This is a genomic window from Acidovorax sp. CF316, from assembly GCF_000276605.1.
In the GTDB taxonomy this organism is placed as follows: Bacteria; Pseudomonadota; Gammaproteobacteria; order Burkholderiales; family Burkholderiaceae_C; genus Acidovorax.
In genome coordinates this window covers 1-15830 of record NZ_AKJX01000110.1, presented here as the reverse complement: position 1 = coordinate 15830, position 15830 = coordinate 1, and the positions used below count along the sequence as shown (strand labels likewise).

17 protein-coding genes and 1 tRNA gene are annotated in these 15830 nt (G+C 63.6%); 7 read left to right on the top strand and 11 right to left on the bottom strand.

Annotated features, from left to right (window positions below):
- Positions 1–10 precede the first annotated feature (10 nt).
- The 5 genes from PMI14_RS11885 (at position 11) to PMI14_RS11865 (ending at position 3831) form a co-directional block, all read left to right on the top strand.
- Positions 11–1231, top strand: a complete 1221-nt coding sequence (locus PMI14_RS11885; RefSeq protein ID WP_007854543.1) for a type II secretion system F family protein — start codon at positions 11–13, stop codon at positions 1229–1231.
- Positions 1231–2145 (top strand): A24 family peptidase, encoded by a 915-nt coding sequence (locus PMI14_RS11880; protein ID WP_007854540.1) that lies wholly within the window; start codon positions 1231–1233, stop codon positions 2143–2145. The genes PMI14_RS11885 and PMI14_RS11880 overlap by 1 nt, the downstream gene beginning before the upstream one ends.
- 3 nt (positions 2146–2148) lie before the next feature.
- On the top strand, positions 2149–2748 hold the full coding sequence (gene coaE, locus PMI14_RS11875; RefSeq protein ID WP_007854537.1) for a dephospho-CoA kinase: 600 nt from the start codon (positions 2149–2151) through the stop codon (positions 2746–2748).
- 88 nt (positions 2749–2836) lie between these two features.
- A complete protein-coding gene (zapD, locus tag PMI14_RS11870; RefSeq protein ID WP_007854534.1) occupies positions 2837–3592 on the top strand; it encodes a cell division protein ZapD in 756 nt (251 codons plus the stop codon).
- Positions 3593–3606: 14 nt separating this feature from the next.
- A complete protein-coding gene (locus tag PMI14_RS11865; protein WP_007854531.1) occupies positions 3607–3831 on the top strand; it encodes a DNA gyrase inhibitor YacG in 225 nt (74 codons plus the stop codon).
- A 35-nt stretch (positions 3832–3866) separates the two neighbouring features.
- Here PMI14_RS11865 and PMI14_RS11860 read toward each other — a convergent pair whose 3' ends face one another.
- From PMI14_RS11860 to PMI14_RS11840, 5 genes are all read right to left on the bottom strand, one after another.
- Positions 3867–4325, bottom strand: coding sequence for an NUDIX domain-containing protein (locus PMI14_RS11860; protein ID WP_007854528.1), 459 nt, complete (start codon positions 4323–4325; stop codon positions 3867–3869).
- Positions 4318–5190, bottom strand: coding sequence for an ATP-binding protein (locus PMI14_RS11855; protein ID WP_007854526.1), 873 nt, complete (start codon positions 5188–5190; stop codon positions 4318–4320). Before PMI14_RS11855 ends, PMI14_RS11860 begins: the two co-directional genes overlap by 8 nt.
- Before the next feature lie 20 nt (positions 5191–5210).
- Positions 5211–6440 carry a bifunctional glutamate N-acetyltransferase/amino-acid acetyltransferase ArgJ gene (gene argJ / locus PMI14_RS11850; RefSeq protein ID WP_007854523.1) on the bottom strand — a complete coding sequence of 410 codons (1230 nt, stop codon included), beginning with the start codon at positions 6438–6440 and terminating at the stop codon, positions 5211–5213.
- A 101-nt stretch (positions 6441–6541) separates the two neighbouring features.
- Positions 6542–9307, bottom strand: coding sequence for a preprotein translocase subunit SecA (gene secA, locus PMI14_RS11845; RefSeq protein ID WP_007854521.1), 2766 nt, complete (start codon positions 9305–9307; stop codon positions 6542–6544).
- A gap of 139 nt (positions 9308–9446) precedes the next feature.
- Positions 9447–10427 (bottom strand): M23 family metallopeptidase, encoded by a 981-nt coding sequence (locus tag PMI14_RS11840; protein WP_035203453.1) that lies wholly within the window; start codon positions 10425–10427, stop codon positions 9447–9449.
- Between the two features lie 32 nt (positions 10428–10459).
- On the opposite strand from PMI14_RS11840, the gene PMI14_RS11835 reads away from it, so the two are divergent.
- A complete protein-coding gene (locus PMI14_RS11835) occupies positions 10460–10759 on the top strand; it encodes a hypothetical protein (RefSeq protein WP_007854517.1) in 300 nt (99 codons plus the stop codon).
- Positions 10760–10915: 156 nt separating this feature from the next.
- Here the strand turns inward: PMI14_RS11835 and PMI14_RS11830 are convergent.
- The 6 genes from PMI14_RS11830 to petA all read right to left on the bottom strand — a co-directional run bounded on the left by PMI14_RS11830 (position 10916) and on the right by petA (position 15169).
- Positions 10916–10991 (bottom strand) — tRNA-Thr (locus PMI14_RS11830).
- A gap of 59 nt (positions 10992–11050) precedes the next feature.
- Positions 11051–11608, bottom strand: coding sequence for a ClpXP protease specificity-enhancing factor (locus tag PMI14_RS11825; protein ID WP_007854515.1), 558 nt, complete (start codon positions 11606–11608; stop codon positions 11051–11053).
- Positions 11609–11652: 44 nt separating this feature from the next.
- On the bottom strand, positions 11653–12264 hold the full coding sequence (locus PMI14_RS11820) for a glutathione S-transferase N-terminal domain-containing protein (RefSeq protein WP_007854512.1): 612 nt from the start codon (positions 12262–12264) through the stop codon (positions 11653–11655).
- A 104-nt stretch (positions 12265–12368) separates the two neighbouring features.
- Positions 12369–13124 carry a cytochrome c1 gene (locus PMI14_RS11815; protein WP_007854505.1) on the bottom strand — a complete coding sequence of 252 codons (756 nt, stop codon included), beginning with the start codon at positions 13122–13124 and terminating at the stop codon, positions 12369–12371.
- A gap of 16 nt (positions 13125–13140) precedes the next feature.
- Positions 13141–14556, bottom strand: coding sequence for a cytochrome bc complex cytochrome b subunit (locus PMI14_RS11810; protein ID WP_007854502.1), 1416 nt, complete (start codon positions 14554–14556; stop codon positions 13141–13143).
- A gap of 16 nt (positions 14557–14572) precedes the next feature.
- The gene (petA, locus tag PMI14_RS11805) at positions 14573–15169 is read right to left on the bottom strand and encodes a ubiquinol-cytochrome c reductase iron-sulfur subunit (protein ID WP_007854498.1); all 597 of its coding nucleotides are present in this window, start codon (positions 15167–15169) and stop codon (positions 14573–14575) included.
- A gap of 145 nt (positions 15170–15314) precedes the next feature.
- On the opposite strand from petA, the gene mscL reads away from it, so the two are divergent.
- The gene (gene mscL / locus PMI14_RS11800) at positions 15315–15743 is read left to right on the top strand and encodes a large conductance mechanosensitive channel protein MscL (protein ID WP_007854489.1); all 429 of its coding nucleotides are present in this window, start codon (positions 15315–15317) and stop codon (positions 15741–15743) included.
- Positions 15744–15830 lie beyond the last annotated feature (87 nt).

Here is a 15830-nt window from a genome sequence, read left to right as displayed (position 1 = left end):
GGGGAATACCATGGCGACTGCAGCAGCATCGAAGGATGTCAAGGATTTCGTCTTCGAATGGGAAGGCAAGGACCGGGCCGGGAAAATCGTGCGCGGAGAAATCCGTGCGGGAGGTGAAAACCAGGTCCAGGCCACATTGAGGCGCCAGGGCGTGTTCCCGACCAAGATCAAGAAGCGGCGCATGAAGTCGGGCAAGAAGATCAAGCCCAAGGACATCGCCCTGTTCACCCGCCAACTCGCCACCATGATGAAGGCTGGCGTACCCTTGCTGCAGTCGTTCGACATCGTTGGTCGCGGCAACACCAATGCCAGCGTGACCAAGCTGCTCAACGATATCCGTGTCGATGTGGAAACGGGAACCTCGCTGAATGCGGCGTTTCGAAAGCACCCTCTGTACTTCGATACCCTGTACTGCAATCTCGTGGAAGCCGGCGAGGCAGCCGGTATTCTGGAAGCCTTGCTGGATCGACTGGCCACCTACATGGAAAAAACGGAGGCGATCAAATCCAAGATCAAATCCGCCTTGATGTATCCGATTTCCGTGCTGATCGTGGCGTTCATCGTGGTGACTGTGATCATGATTTTCGTTGTTCCAGCCTTCAAGGAAGTTTTTTCATCGTTCGGCGCTGAACTGCCAGCGCCTACCTTGATCGTGATGAACATCAGCGAGATTTTTGTCAAATGGTGGTGGCTGATCTTCGGGGTGATTGGCGGAGGCTTCTATTTCTTCATGGAAGCATGGAAGCGCAACGAGAAGATGCAGAAATTCATGGACCGTGCTCTGTTGAAGATGCCGATTTTTGGCGCATTGATCGACAAATCCTGCGTGGCCCGCTGGACCCGGACATTGGCAACCATGTTTGCGGCGGGCGTTCCGCTGGTGGAAGCGCTCGATTCGGTAGGAGGCGCCTCCGGCAACTCGGTCTACGCCGTCGCTACCGAGAAAATCCAGCAGGAGGTGTCCACCGGCACCAGCCTGACAGCGGCCATGGGTAACGCCAACATTTTCCCGTCCATGGTGTTGCAAATGTGTGCCATCGGCGAAGAGTCCGGCTCCATCGATCACATGCTGGGCAAAGCCGCCGACTTCTATGAAGCCGAAGTAGACGAGATGGTGGCCGGCCTCTCCAGCCTGATGGAACCCATCATCATTGTTTTCCTCGGAACCCTGATCGGTGGCATTGTGGTTGCGATGTACCTGCCCATCTTCAAGCTCGGCCAGGTCGTTTGATGCTCCTGGATCCGTGGTGGAGCGCCGCCCTGGTCGGCGTCCTGGGCTTGTTGATCGGCAGCTTTCTGAATGTGGTGATCTACAGGCTGCCCAAGATGATGGAGCGCCAATGGAATGCGGAGGTGGCGGCCTACGCTGCCGAGCAGGCAGCAGCCGTGCATCAGGCCACCGATGCAGTGGCCTCGGTGGTAGTTGAATCACCTTCACCACCCCCTGCAGAGCCATTCAACCTCATGGTTCCCCGCTCGCGCTGCCAGGCGTGCGGGCACACGGTGCAGTGGTATGAAAACATACCCGTCCTGAGTTATCTGTTCCTGCGCGGCAAATGCTCGTCTTGCGGGGTGCACATCAGCGTGCGATACCCTTTGGTGGAGCTGGGTACCGCAGGTCTGTTTGCGTTTCTGGGCCATTGGGGGGGACTGTCGCTGCCCACTTTGGTCTGGTGCGGGTTTGCCGCGGCGATGGTAGCGCTTGCGATGATCGACTGGGACACTACCCTGCTGCCCGACGACATCACCCTGCCGCTGCTGTGGGCAGGATTGATTGCTTCGACGCTGGGCTGGACCAGCATCCCGATCGCCGCCTCGGTGATGGGAGCCGCGGCTGGATACCTGTCCCTTTGGCTCGTGTACTGGGGCTTCAAGTGGGCCACCGGTAAGGAAGGCATGGGCTACGGTGATTTCAAGCTGTTCGCGGCGCTCGGTGCCTGGTTTGGCTGGCAGGCCCTGGTACCGATCATTCTCATGGCATCCGTGATCGGTGCCATCGTGGGTCTGGCCATGAAATTCAGGAACCAGTTGCGCGAGGGGGGCTACGTCCCTTTCGGCCCCTTCCTGGTCGGGGCCGGCCTGGCTTCGATGGTGTTCACCCCCGAGGCCATTCTCCAGGCTATGCTGCACCAGTTGGGGCTGTAAGCCATGCGCATCGGTCTGACCGGGGGGATCGGCAGCGGCAAGAGCACCTTTGGTCAATTGCTCGCCTCGTTGGGAGCAGCGCTGATCGACTCAGACCAGATCGCGCGCAGCGTGACAGGTCCGGGCGGCGCGGCCATCGAGGCGATCCGGCAGAACTTCGGGGTCGGGTATGTCGATGCCTCCGGTGCACTCGACAGGGCCCGCATGCGGGCCCTGGCATTTTCCGATGAGGATGCGCGGGCACGCCTGGAGTCCATCGTGCACCCGCTGGTGACCCAGCGCAGCGCCTACGAAGCGCACCAGGCCCAGCAGGAAGGCAAGCGCTTGATCGTGCATGACATCCCCTTGCTCGTGGAGTCAGGACGCTGGACCCGGCAGCTCGATGCCGTGGTGGTGATCGACTGCCCACCGGAAACCCAGGTTGAGCGGGTCGTGCAGCGCAGCGGCCTTGCGCGCGAGGCCGTGCAGGCCATCCTGGCGAACCAGGCCAGCCGGCCCGTGCGCCGGGCCGCGGCCGATGCCGTGGTACATAACGGCCCACTCTGCACATTGACGCAATTGCAGGTCCAGGCCGTGCAGCTGGGTCGGCGGTTCGGGCTATGATGCATGCGCACGCCTGTGGTCCCCTGCTTTGACGGGCAAAGACCCGCGGCGCCGCAAAATACCCTGAGAGCCCCGGGAACCCGCCAGCGTGATCCTTTACGAATACCCTTTCAATGAGCGCCTCAGAACGTACCTGCGTCTGGAGCAGCTGTTTCGCCGACTCGGCGAACTGATCCCGCGCTCCCACGCTCTGGACCACCATTTCGCGCTGGTCACGATCTTCGAGATCATGGACGTGGCCGCACGCGCCGACCTGAAGTCGGACGTGCTCAAAGACATCGAGAAGCACAAGCACCAACTGGAAGGCTACCGGGGCAACCCCTCGATCTCGGAAGCCGCGCTGGAAGCGGTCATCACCCAGCTGGACCATTGCTTCACGGCACTGAACACCCAGAATGGCAAGTCCGGCCACGCCCTGACTGAGAACGACTGGTTGATGAGCATCCGCAGCCGCGTCGGCATTCCGGGCGGCACCTGCGGCTTCGACCTGCCCGCCTACTACGCCTGGCAGCACCACGACGTGGCCCACCGCCAGAACGCACTGCAGGAATGGGCCTCCACCCTCGCACCCCTGGCCGAGTCCATCTACGTGTTGCTCAAGCTGCTGCGCGACTCCGGCGTTCCGCAGAAAGTGGCCGCCGAGCGTGGCCAGTTCCAGCAGAACCTGCCCCAGGGCCGCACCTTCCAGCTGCTGCGCCTGCGCATGGACCCATCACTGGGGCTCATCCCGGAAATCAGCGGCAACCGCCTGATCGTCTCGGTGCGGCTCATGCGCCAGGAAGCCGATGGCCGGCTGCACTCCTGCGCGGAGGATGCCGCTTTCGAACTGACCCTGTGCGCGTGAAGGAGGCGCTCAGCATGGCCCGACAACCATCCAACCCGAGCAGCACCCCTGCCCGCACCGTCGTCTGTCCCACCTGTGGTGGCGACAGCATCTACAGCCCGACCAATGCCTACCGCCCCTTCTGCAGCGAGCGCTGCAAGCAGGTGGACCTGGGCGCCTGGGCCAGCGAAGACTTCCGCATGCCTGCCGAGGCGCCGCCGCTGGACGCCCAGTATGGCGACCCCAAACTGCAGCACTGACTGAGCTGCGGATCGCGGCCCTCGGCCTTCGCGGGTCAGACCTTGGGAAGTTCCGGTGCCACGAACGCCAGGCCGCGCTCCTCGGAGAGCCACTGCAGCACCGGGTAAGCCCCGGGCAATATCGGCTTGACCTCCAGCGGCAGCTGCTGCCATGCCATGTCCTGGCCTTCGCGCATCTCGAAGTCCCCTGTCCACGCATGGACCTTGCACCAATGCAGCCGCACCAGCGCGTGCGGATAGTCGTGTTCGGTGATCTTCCAGACCGCGGCGGGCCCGATGGTCACGCCCAGCTCCTCGACCAGCTCACGCCGCAGGGCCTGCTCCACCGTCTCGCCCAATTCCAGCTTGCCGCCCGGAAATTCCCAGTAGCCCGCGTAGGGCTTGCCTGGCGGCCGGGTGGACAACAGCAGTGCGCCGTCCGGGCGCACCAGGATTCCCACCGCCACCTCGGTGTGCTTGCGCACCGCTGCCTCGCCGGCCACGGGCTCAACCACCCCGGCGCCCCGCGTAGTCGCGTGCGAACTGGTAGGCCACGCGACCACTGCGCGAGCCCCGCTCCAGCGCCCATACCAAGGCCTGAGGGCGTGCCGCCGCGATGTCCTGGGCGCTCACACCCAGCGACGAGAGCCACTGCGCAACGATGGTCAGGTACTCGTCCTGGCTGAACGGGTAAAAGCTCACCCACAGGCCGAAGCGCTCCGACAGCGAGATCTTTTCCTCGACCACCTCGCCGGGGTGCACCTCACCGTCTTCGCTGTGCGTGTAGGTCAGGTTCTCGGCCATGTACTCGGGCAGCAGGTGGCGGCGGTTGCTGGTGGCGTAGATCAGCACGTTCGGCGTGGCGGCAGCCACCGACCCATCGAGGATGGACTTGAGTGCCTTGTAGCCCGGCTCACCTTCCTCGAAGCTCAGGTCGTCACAGAAGACGATGAACTTCTCGGGGCGCGCCGAGACCACGTCCACGATGTCGGGCAGGTCGGTCAGGTCGGCCTTGTCGACTTCGATCAGGCGCAGGCCCTGTGGCGCATAGGCGTTCAGGCAGGCCTTGATCAGCGAGGACTTGCCCGTGCCGCGCGCACCCGTGAGCAGCACGTTGTTGGCCGGCTTGCCCTGCACGAACTGGCGCGTGTTGCGCTCGATCTTGTCCTTCTGGCCATCGATCTCCTTGAGCTCGGTCAGGGCCATGGCCGCCACGTGGCGCACGGGCTCCAGCGTGCCATGGCCGCTGCTGCGCTTGCGGTAGCGCCAGGCGATAGACGCCGTCCAGTCGGGGGCCGAGAGAGGCTGCGGAAGGGCTGCCTCGATCCGGGTGATCAACTGCTCTGCGCGCGCGATCAGGTGTTCCAGTGCTTGGTTCATGGGCTGACGGACTCGCGATCTCAGGAGCGGTAGTCCGCGTTGATGGTCACGTATTCGTGGCTGAAGTCGCAGGTCCACACGGTGTCGGCGGCATCGCCCCGGCCCAACAGCACACGCACGGTGATCTCGCTTTGCTTCATCACGCGCTGGCCATCCTCCTCGCGGTAGGCCGGATTGCGCCCGCCCTTGACAGCCACGTGCACGTCGTCGAGGTAGAGGTCGATCCCAGTCTGGTCCAGGTCGTCGATGCCCGCATAGCCCACGGCCGCCAGGATGCGGCCCAGGTTCGGGTCGCTGGCGAAGAAGGCCGTCTTGACCAGGGGCGAATGGGCAATGGCGTAGGCCACCTTGCGGCACTCGTCGCCGGTCTTGCCGCCTTCGACGCGCACGGTGATGAACTTGGTGGCGCCTTCACCGTCGCGCACGATGGCCTGGGCCAGCTTCTGCGCCACCTGCAGCATCGCAGCCTGCAGGACCTTGCCCTCGGCACTGGCCAGGTCGGTGATGGGCGCATGCGCAGCCTTGTTCGTGGCCACGACCACGAAGGAATCGTTGGTCGAGGTGTCGCCGTCGATGGTCACGCGGTTGAACGAGCCATCGGCCAGTTCACGTGCCAGCTGCTGCATCACCGAGGGATGCACCACAGCATCGGTGGCCATGAAGCCCAGCATGGTCGCCATGTTCGGGCGGATCATGCCGGCGCCCTTGCTGATGCCGGTGATGGACACCGTCGTGCCCGCGATCTGCACCTGGGCCGAAAAGGCCTTGGGCAGCGTATCGGTGGTCATGATGCCTTCGGCAGCGCGTGCCCAATGGCCGGGCTGCGCATCCGCAATGGCCGCCGGCAGGCCGGCCTCGATGCGGTCCACCGGCAGTGGCTCCATGATCACGCCGGTGGAGAACGGCAGCACCTGCTCGGGCGCCACGTTCAGCTGGCGCGCCAGCGCCACGCAGGTGGTACGCGCACGCGCCAGTCCATCGGCACCAGTGCCGGCATTGGCATTGCCGGTGTTGATCACCATCGCGCGGATGCCCTGCCCGCCAGCCAGGTGCTCACGGCCGACCTGCACCGGGGCCGCGCAAAAACGGTTCTGCGTGAACACACCCGCCACGCTGGCGCCTTCGTCGAGCAGGAACACGGTGAGGTCCTTGCGGTTGGCCTTGCGGACACCGGCTTCGGCGACACCAATGCGGACACCGGCAATCGCATGCAGATCGGCGGCAACGGGGGCAAGAAGATGAACGGGCATGGGAGGAGGCTCTTTCTTGAAAAACTGCGTCCGATTATGCGGAAAACCGTGGCGCGCCAATGAAAACACGGGCCGAAGCCCGTGTCATGCAGATCAGAAAATCAGGCCAGCTTGCCGTGGCACTGCTTGTACTTCTTGCCGCTGCCGCAGGGGCATGGGTCGTTGCGCGACACGCGCAGGCCTTCGGGCAAGGGCAGCTCCTGGCCGCCGGCGGCCTGGCGCTGCTCCTGCGTGGTCTCCACTTCGCCGGTTTCGGTGGGCGCCGTGTAGGTCACGTTGGCGATGCTCTCGGCGCGACTTTCCATGTCCTGTGCGGCCTGGTCCAGCTGGGCCTGCGACTGCACCTGCACGGTCATCAGCACCTTGGTGACTTCGTTCTTGACCTGATCGATGAGCTGGCGGAACAGCTCGAAGGCCTCGCGCTTGTATTCCTGCTTGGGTTGCTTCTGGGCATAGCCGCGCAGGTGGATGCCCTGGCGCAGGTAGTCCAGCGAGCTCAGGTGGTCGCGCCAGTTGGAGTCGAAGTTCTGCAGCAGCACCACGCGTTCGAACTGCGTGAAGTTGTCGCGGCCGACCTGCTCCACCTTGGCGTCGAACGCGGCCTGCGCCGCCTGCACCACCTTCTCCAGGATCTCGTCATCGGTGATGGCGCTCGATGCCTCGACGATGGCCTTGAGGTCGATGTCGACCTGCCACTCGTCGGCCAGCACCTTCTGCAGGGTGGGGACGTCCCACTGCTCTTCCACCGACTCGGCGGGCACGTACTGGCGCACCAGGTCGGTCATGCAGTCGTCGCGCATGGCGGCAATCACGTCCGACAGCTCGGAGGCATCGAGGATGTCGTTGCGCTGCTGGTAGATCACCTTGCGCTGGTCGTTGGCCACGTCGTCGTACTCCAGCAATTGCTTGCGGATGTCGAAGTTGCGGGCCTCCACCTTGCGCTGGGCCGATTCGATGCTGCGGGTCACGATGCCCGCCTCGATGGCCTCGCCATCGGGCATCTTCAGGCGGTCCATGATGGCCTTGACGCGGTCGCCCGCAAAGATGCGCATCAACGAATCGTCAAGGCTCAGGTAAAAGCGCGAGGAGCCGGGGTCGCCCTGGCGGCCCGAACGGCCACGCAGCTGGTTGTCGATGCGGCGCGACTCGTGGCGTTCGGTGGCGATGATGCGCAGGCCGCCCAGGGCCTTGATCTTCTCGTGGTCCACGGACCAGTCGGCGCGCACCTGGGCAATCTGTGCCTCGCGTCCCGCCGCGTCCAGCGCCTCGTCGGCTTCGACAGCAGCGATCAGCTTCTCGATGTTGCCGCCCAGCACGATGTCGGTACCGCGGCCGGCCATGTTGGTGGCGATGGTGATCATGCCGGCACGCCCGGCCTGGGCCACGATGTCGGCCTCACGGGCATGCTGCTTGGCGTTGAGCACCTGGTGCGGCAGACCTTCCTTGTTGAGCAGCTGATCGATGATCTCGGAGTTCTCGATCGAGGTCGTGCCTACCAGCACCGGCTGGCCACGCTCGTGGCATTCGCGGATGTCCTTGATGGCGGCTTCGTACTTCTCGCGCGTGGTCTTGTAAACGCGGTCGAGCTGGTCGTCGCGGCGGCTGGGGCGGTTCGGCGGGATCACCGTGGTTTCCAGGCCGTAGATTTCCTGGAACTCGTAGGCTTCGGTGTCGGCCGTGCCGGTCATGCCGGCCAGCTTGCCGTACAGGCGGAAATAGTTCTGGAAAGTGATCGAGGCCAGCGTCTGGTTCTCGGCCTGGATGTTCACCCCTTCCTTGGCTTCCACGGCCTGGTGCAGGCCTTCGCTCCAGCGGCGGCCCGACATCAGGCGGCCGGTGAACTCGTCCACGATCACGATCTCGCCGTTCTGCACCACGTAGTGCTGGTCGCGGTGGTACAGGTGGTTGGCACGCAGCGCAGCGTACAGATGGTGCATCAACGTGATGTTGGCCGGGTCGTAGACCGATGCGCCCTCGGCGATCAGGCCATGGCTGGCCAGGATGCGCTCGGCGCTTTCATGGCCCTGCTCGGTCAGGAACACCTGGTGGGTCTTCTCGTCGAGCGTGAAGTCGCCCGGCTTGGTCACGCCCTCGCCGGTGCGGGGATCGGCCTCGCCTTCCTGGCGAATCAGAAGCGGCACCACCTTGTTCATGGCGATGTACATGGCCGTGTGGTCTTCGGCCTGGCCGCTGATGATCAGGGGCGTGCGCGCCTCGTCGATCAGGATCGAGTCCACCTCGTCGACGATCGCGAAGTTCAGGCCCTGCTGCACGCGGTCCGCGGCCTCGTAGACCATGTTGTCGCGCAGGTAGTCGAAGCCGTATTCGTTGTTCGTGCCGTAGGTGATGTCGGCGCGGTAGGCGGCCTGCTTTTCCTCGCGCGGCATGTTGGGCAGGTTGATGCCCACCGAGAGACCCAGGAAGTTGTACAGCCGGCCCATCCACTGAGCATCGCGGTTGGCCAGATAGTCGTTCACGGTCACCACGTGCACGCCCTTGTCGGACAGCGCATTCAGGTATACCGGCAGTGTGGCGGTCAGGGTCTTGCCCTCGCCCGTGCGCATTTCGGCGATCTTGCCGAAGTGCAGGGCCATGCCGCCCAGCAGCTGCACGTCGAAGTGGCGCATCTTCATGATGCGCTTGGAGCCTTCGCGCACCACCGCAAACGCCTCGGGCAGGATGTCGTCCAGCGACTCGCCCTTGGCCACCCGGTCCTTGAACTCCTGCGTCTTGGCGCGAAGCGCCTCGTCCGTCAGCTTCTCGTAGTCGGGCTCCATCGCATTGATGCGGGAGACCGTCTTGCGGTACTGCTTAAGAAGCCGGTCATTGCGGCTGCCGAATAGTTTGGTAAGGAAGTTGGTGGCCATGCGAACAGGACCGCCCCACCCGCTGCAATCAGCGCGCGAAGCGACCGAAACCCCTAAGATGAATTGAGATCAGGTGGGTCCGTCGCCCGGTATTGCAAGGACTGCACTACCGTGGGCTGCGAACGCCGGACCCGCGATTTTACCTGCCTGCAGCAGGGCTGCCGGAAGCTGCCACCAGGCCCGGCTTTTGCGCCCCAGTGCCCTGGCCTCCCGCCACCGCGCTGCCCGCGCTGAGAAACTTCTGCGGGTCCTGGAAAACCCCTTGCACCAGCACTTCAAAGTGCAGGTGCGGGCCCGTGGAACGCCCGGTGGTGCCCACCTCGGCGATCTTCTGCCCGCGCTTGACGATGTCCCCTTGCTTCACCAGGGTACGCGAGGCGTGTGCGTAACGCGTCACCAACTGGTTGCCGTGGTCCACCTCGATCATGTTGCCATAGGCTGGATGGTATTCCTGCGTCACGACCACGCCACCCGCGGCCGCCAGGATGGCCGTACCGGTATCGGCCTGGAAGTCGAGCCCTGTGTGCAGCGCCGATTGGCCCGTGATCGGATCGATGCGCCAGCCGAACGACGACCCGGGCAGCTTGCCCGCCACGGGCGCATGCGTGGGGACCATCTTCTTGCGGATGTGCTGGTCGAACAGGCGCGACTCCATCACCGTCATCAGGTCCACCCGCTGGTTGGTCAGGCGCTCCAGGTCATTGAGCGTGGCCTGCAGCTCTTCCATGCTCAGGTTGTGGGCACTCACCAACGCGCCGCCGCGCCCGTCGCTGCGCAGTTCCGTCGCAGGCATGCCCGCCAGGCCCAGCACACGTTCGCCCAGGGATTCGAGCTGCACCATGCGCGCCTGCATCTCACCCACGCGCTTGGCCATCGCATCGAGGTTGGCGCGCATGAAACGGTCGCGCTCGGCGAATTCGTCCTTCACCACCAGGCGCACCAGCGCGCCGAAGACCGGCCAGCCTTCGCGCGCGCCCTTGAGAAAGACCCAGTGGTACAGGCCGGCGGCCGTGACCATAAGTCCGAGGGAAAGAACCAGGCCCGCCAGCAGAAGGCGAACCCCGGAAAGGTGAATGGCGCGGCTGCGCGCCAAACGGGCGTCCGTGATAATCAGGTGCACTACGACATCTCCACGCCCACCGGCGCATCCCCATGACCCGCCGCCACCACGCCGTCACCCTGCAGCAAGCCAGCGAGGAATCCCCCACGCTGCACATGCTCACCGCATTGACACGCGACTCCAGCGAACGGCTCAAGGCCATTGAATTGTTGTTACCCGCCGGCCTGCGCCAGTCCGTCCAGGCTGGCCCCATCGATGGGAACACCTGGTGCCTGCTGGTCAAGAGCAATGCCGCCGCGGCCAAGATCCGTCAACTGCTGCCTGCACTGCAGGCGCACTTGCGCAGCCGGGGGTGGGAGGTTAACTCCATTCGGCTGAAAGTTCAAACCTGAAAAACAGGCCCAAAGACAGTTACTTGCTTGTCAAAAAGCTGCCAAATGGATATGGCAGGCGGTCCACGGCGTGAAAACGCAGCACGCGACTCCACACAACATGCGGGCAATCGCATGCCCGACGGCGGAAGAAGAAGGGGAGAGGGAGAGAAAAGATGGTGCCGGTTGTCGGAATCGAACTGACGACCTACCGCTTACAAGGCGGGTGCTCTACCAACTGAGCTAAACCGGCGAAGGCTGAATTTTATCCTGCAAAAACAGCCCGAAAAATGAACCAGGGGGTGTCCCGCGCTATTTCACCCGCTTGAGCGCAGGGCGACTGCCGCCACCCGAGGGCGACGGGCGCGGCGGATGGCCATCCCCGCCATCGGAAGCAGGGGATTCGCCCGGCACCAGGTGCACCACCCGGTCGTCCACGGGCGATGCCGATACCGGCGTTGGCGCGGCCACCGGCACCTGGGACAGTTCCGCGGGCGCGGACGCCGGTGCCGACAGACCCTGTGGCGGGGCGCCACCCACCAGGTTGTCCACCGGCGGCGGAAACGCCATGCCCTGCCCGTTCTCGCGTGCATAGATCGCGATCACCCGGCCCACAGGCACCAGGATCTCGCGCGGCTTGCCGCCGAAACGGGCCTTGAACTCGATGAAATCGTTGCCCAGTTGCAGCGCGCTGGTGGCGTCGTAGCTGATGTTGAGCACGATCTCGCCATCGTTCACATACTCGCGCGGCACCTGCACGGAATCGTCCACCCGCACCGCCACATAGGGCGTGAGCCCGTTGTCCGTGCACCATTCGTACAGGGCGCGGATCAGGTAGGGGCGTGTGGACGTGGATTCCGTGGCATTCATGGGCTAAGGGCAGGCGTTCAGGGACGGACGATGGCGCACGCGCATTACTTGCGCATGACCTTTTCGGAAGGCGTCAGCGCTTCGATGTAGGCAGGGCGCGAGAAGATGCGCTCGGCGTACTTGAGCAGCGGGGCCGCATTCTTGCTCAGGTCGATGCCATAGTAGTCCAGGCGCCACAGCAGCGGGGCAATGGCCACATCCAGCATGGAGAAGTTGTCGCCCAGCATGTACTTGTTCTTGAGGAACACGGGTGCCAGCTGCGTCAGGCGGTCGCGGATATGGGCACGTGCCTTTTCCAGCGCCTTTTCATTGCCCTTGGTCGCACGCGACTCCAGGATGTTCACGTGCACGAACAGCTCCTTCTCGAAGTTGAGCAGGAACAGGCGCACACGGGCGCGGTCCACCGGGTCGCCGGGCATCAGCTGCGGGTGCGGGAAGCGCTCGTCGATGTACTCGTTGATGATGTTCGACTCGTACAGGATCAGGTCGCGCTCGACCAGGATGGGCACCTGGCCGTAGGGGTTCATCACGCTGATGTCTTCGGGCTTGTTGTACAGGTCCACATCGCGGATTTCGAAGTCCATGCCCTTCTCGAACAGGACGAAGCGGCAGCGGTGGGAGAAGGGACAGGTCGTTCCCGAGTAAAGCACCATCATGGTGTGAGGCTCCTAAAAATCAAAAGAGTGGGAGCCAAAAGCGCCCACTCCGTAAAGACCCCGCCCCACCCCCGCAAGGGGGCGCGGCATATGGATCTGGCGTGTTACTTGACGTCTTTCCAGAACGCTGCGTTCAGTCTCCAGGCAATGACCGTGAACACACCCAGGAAGATCAGCACCCAGACACCGACGCGGATGCGGGTGTTCTGCGCGGGCTCACCCATCCATTGCAGGTAGTTCACGAGATCGCCGATATTCTGTTCGAACTGCAAAGGCGTCACCGTTCCTGGGGTCACCTGCTGCCAGCCCTTGAAGACCTGGGTCTTGTGGCCGTGGCTTTCATGCTCTTCAAACACCGGGCGGCGATCGCCCTGCATCTCCCACAGCACGTGCGGCATGCCCACGCTGGGGAAAGCCAGGTTGTTCCAGCCCGTGGCCTTGGTCTCGTCGCGGTAGAAGGTGCGCAGGAAGGTGTACAGGTAGTCTGCGCCCGTGCCGCCATGGCCCGCACGCGAACGCGCGATCACGGTCAGGTCGGGCGGGTTGGCGCCAAACCATTCCTTGGCTTGCTTGGGATCGATGGACGCCTTCATGGTCTCGCCGACCTTGTCGGTTGCGAACAGCAGGTTATCCTTGATTTCCTGCTCGGTCAGACCGATGTCGCGCAAGCGGTTGTAGCGCATGAACGCTGCCGAGTGGCAGCTCAGGCAGTAGTTGACGAAAATCTTGGCGCCGTTCTGCAGCGAAGCCAGGTCGTTCGTCTTGTTGGGCGCCTTGTCCCAGGCAATACCGCCTTCGGCGGCCTGCACGCCCGAAACAATGCCCAGGGCTGCGATCAGCGTGAGGATGAGTTTCTTCATTGTTCTTGTCTCCCGCTCAGTGCGCGGCAAAGGTCACACGGTCAGGCACCGGCTTGGGCGTGCCCAGACGGCTCCACCAGGGCATCAGGATGAAGAAGCCGAAGTAGAACAGCGTACCCACCTGCGAGACGCGCTCGCCGATCGGCGACGGTGGCTGCACACCCAGGTAACCCAGGATCAGGAAGTTGATCACGAAGATGCCGTACAGGTACTTGTGCCAGTCGGGACGGTAGCGGATCGACTTGACCGGGCTGTAGTCCAGCCATGGCAGGAAGAACAGGATGATCACGGCACCGCCCATCACCACCACGCCCCAGAACTTGGCGTCGATGGCCAGCATCAGCGCGGCGACCACCAGGGCGACGACCACGGCGCCGGCCTTGATGAAGCTGGGCAGCTTGAGCTTGACCGAGGCCAGCACGGCACCACCCACCACGCACAGGATCAGCGCATACATCATCTCGCTGGTGATGGCGCGCAGCATCGAGTAGAACGGCGTGAAGTACCAGACTGGCGCAATGTGCGCAGGCGTCTTCAGCGGGTCGGCCGGGATGAAGTTGTTGTATTCGAGGAAGTAGCCGCCGAACTCGGGGGCGAAGAAGATCACCGCCGTGAAGGCCATCAGGAACACGCAGACACCGAAGATGTCGTGCACCGTGTAGTAGGGGTGGAAGGGCACGCCGTCCAGGGGCTTGCCGTTGGCATCCTTGGGCGCCTTGGGGCCCTTGATTTCCACGCCATCGGGGTTGTTCGAGCCCACGTCGTGCAGCGCCAGCAAGTGGGCGACCACCAGGCCCAGCAGCACCAGCGGCACGGCGATCACGTGGAAGCTGAAGAAGCGGTTCAGCGTCGCATCGCCCACCACGTAGTCACCGCGGATCAAGAGGGCCAGGTCCGGACCGATGAAGGGAATCGCAGCGAACAGGTTCACGATCACCTGGGCGCCCCAGTACGACATCTGGCCCCAGGGCAGCAGGTAGCCCATGAAGGCCTCGGCCATCAGGCACAGGAAGATCGCGCAGCCGAACACCCACACCAGCTCGCGCGGCTTGCGGTAGCTGCCGTAGATGAGCCCGCGGAACATGTGCAGGTAGACCACCACGAAGAAGGCCGAGGCCCCCGTGGAGTGCATGTAGCGGATCAACCAGCCCCAGGGCACATCGCGCATGATGTACTCGACCGATTCGAAGGCCTTGGCCGCGTCGGGCTTGTAGTGCATCACCAGGAAGATGCCGGTGACGATCTGGATCACCAGCACCAGCAGCGACAGCGAGCCGAAGATGTACCAGAAGTTGAAGTTCTTCGGAGCGTAGTACTCCGACATGTGCACGCGGTAGGCATCGAAGGCCGTCGGGAACCGGTTCTCGAACCAGTTGGTGGTCTTCGCCGCTATCGAGGCGTTGGGGGAGATTTCCTTGAATTCGTGGGCCATGATGTTCTTGTATCCCTCAAGCCTTGTCTTCACCGATCAGGAGGCGGGTCTCCGACAGGTACATGTGGGGCGGCACTTCCAGGTTGTCCGGGGCCGGCTTGTTCTTGAACACGCGGCCTGCCATGTCGAAGGTGGAACCGTGGCAGGGGCACAGGAACCCGCCCTTCCAGTCGTCGGGCAGCGAGGCCTGCGCGCCGGTCTGGAACTTGTCCGACGGCGAGCACCCCAGGTGCGAGCAGATGCCCACCGCCACGAGGATCTCGGGCTTGATGGAACGCGCTTCGTTGCGGGCGTATTCGGGGGTCAGTTCCGAAGGCTTGCGCTCGGACTTGGGATCCGCCAGCTGGCCATCGAGCTTGGGCAGCTCGGCGAGTTGCTCCGGCGTGCGCTTGACGATCCAGACGGGCTTGCCGCGCCACTCCACGGTGACTTTTTCTCCAGGCTTGAGCGCGGAGATATCCACCTCGACGGCCGCACCTGCAGCCTTGGCCCGCTCGGAAGGCTGGAAGGTACTCACGAAAGGAACGGCGGTTGCCACGCCGCCCACCGCACCAGCACAGCCGGACGCAATCAGCCACGTCCGCTTGCTGGAGTCGATTGGGGTGTCACTCATGGGGATCCTCGATGTACATCGCTATTGGGGTCAACCGCGAATTGTAGCGGAGTGAAAAGGGTCATTGCAGGCGGACACTCCGCCTTGACAGGGGGCAGACCTGGGCAATACTCGCCTTCTTGTCTATTATCAAGAGGGGTTATCCATGGGCATTGCACAAGAGTTCCGGGAATTTGCCGTCAAGGGCAACGTGATCGATCTGGCCGTGGGCGTCATCATCGGCGGGGCCTTCGGAAAGATCGTGGATTCGGTCGTGTCCGACCTGATCCTGCCCGTGGTGGGGCTGGTGTTCGGCAAGCTCGACTTCTCCAACCTGTTCGTCGTGCTGGGCAATGTGCCGGCCGGCACCGCCATGACGCTCGATGCCCTCAAGAAGGCCGGCGTGCCGGTGTTCGCCTATGGCAATTTCATCACCGTGGCAGTGAACTTCATCATCCTCGCCTTCATCATCTTCATGATGATCAAGCAGATCAACCGCTTGAAGCGCGAAACCCCACCGGCACCTGCAGCACCGGTCGCCCCTCCTGAAGACATCGTGCTGCTGCGCGAGATCCGCGACAGCCTGAAAAAATAAGCACCCCCTGAGTCGCTTCGCGCCTTCACCCCTCTCTCGACTTGCTGCGCGAGTCGGGAGGGGGACGCCCCCAGTGCGGCGGGGCGG

Coding starts and splice junctions, on each gene's coding strand:
- PMI14_RS11810 (WP_007854502.1), bottom strand. CDS start 14,556: ATGGCCCACGAATTCAAGGAAATCTCCCCCAACGCCTCGATAGCGGCG.
- PMI14_RS11820 (WP_007854512.1), bottom strand. CDS start 12,264: ATGATGGTGCTTTACTCGGGAACGACCTGTCCCTTCTCCCACCGCTGC.
- coaE (WP_007854537.1), top strand. CDS start 2,149: ATGCGCATCGGTCTGACCGGGGGGATCGGCAGCGGCAAGAGCACCTTT.
- PMI14_RS11815 (WP_007854505.1), bottom strand. CDS start 13,124: ATGAAGAAACTCATCCTCACGCTGATCGCAGCCCTGGGCATTGTTTCG.
- mscL (WP_007854489.1), top strand. CDS start 15,315: ATGGGCATTGCACAAGAGTTCCGGGAATTTGCCGTCAAGGGCAACGTG.
- PMI14_RS11880 (WP_007854540.1), top strand. CDS start 1,231: ATGCTCCTGGATCCGTGGTGGAGCGCCGCCCTGGTCGGCGTCCTGGGC.
- PMI14_RS11825 (WP_007854515.1), bottom strand. CDS start 11,608: ATGAATGCCACGGAATCCACGTCCACACGCCCCTACCTGATCCGCGCC.
- PMI14_RS11885 (WP_007854543.1), top strand. CDS start 11: ATGGCGACTGCAGCAGCATCGAAGGATGTCAAGGATTTCGTCTTCGAA.
- secA (WP_007854521.1), bottom strand. CDS start 9,307: ATGGCCACCAACTTCCTTACCAAACTATTCGGCAGCCGCAATGACCGG.
- PMI14_RS11835 (WP_007854517.1), top strand. CDS start 10,460: ATGACCCGCCGCCACCACGCCGTCACCCTGCAGCAAGCCAGCGAGGAA.
- argJ (WP_007854523.1), bottom strand. CDS start 6,440: ATGCCCGTTCATCTTCTTGCCCCCGTTGCCGCCGATCTGCATGCGATT.
- PMI14_RS11855 (WP_007854526.1), bottom strand. CDS start 5,190: ATGAACCAAGCACTGGAACACCTGATCGCGCGCGCAGAGCAGTTGATC.
- PMI14_RS11865 (WP_007854531.1), top strand. CDS start 3,607: ATGGCCCGACAACCATCCAACCCGAGCAGCACCCCTGCCCGCACCGTC.
- petA (WP_007854498.1), bottom strand. CDS start 15,169: ATGAGTGACACCCCAATCGACTCCAGCAAGCGGACGTGGCTGATTGCG.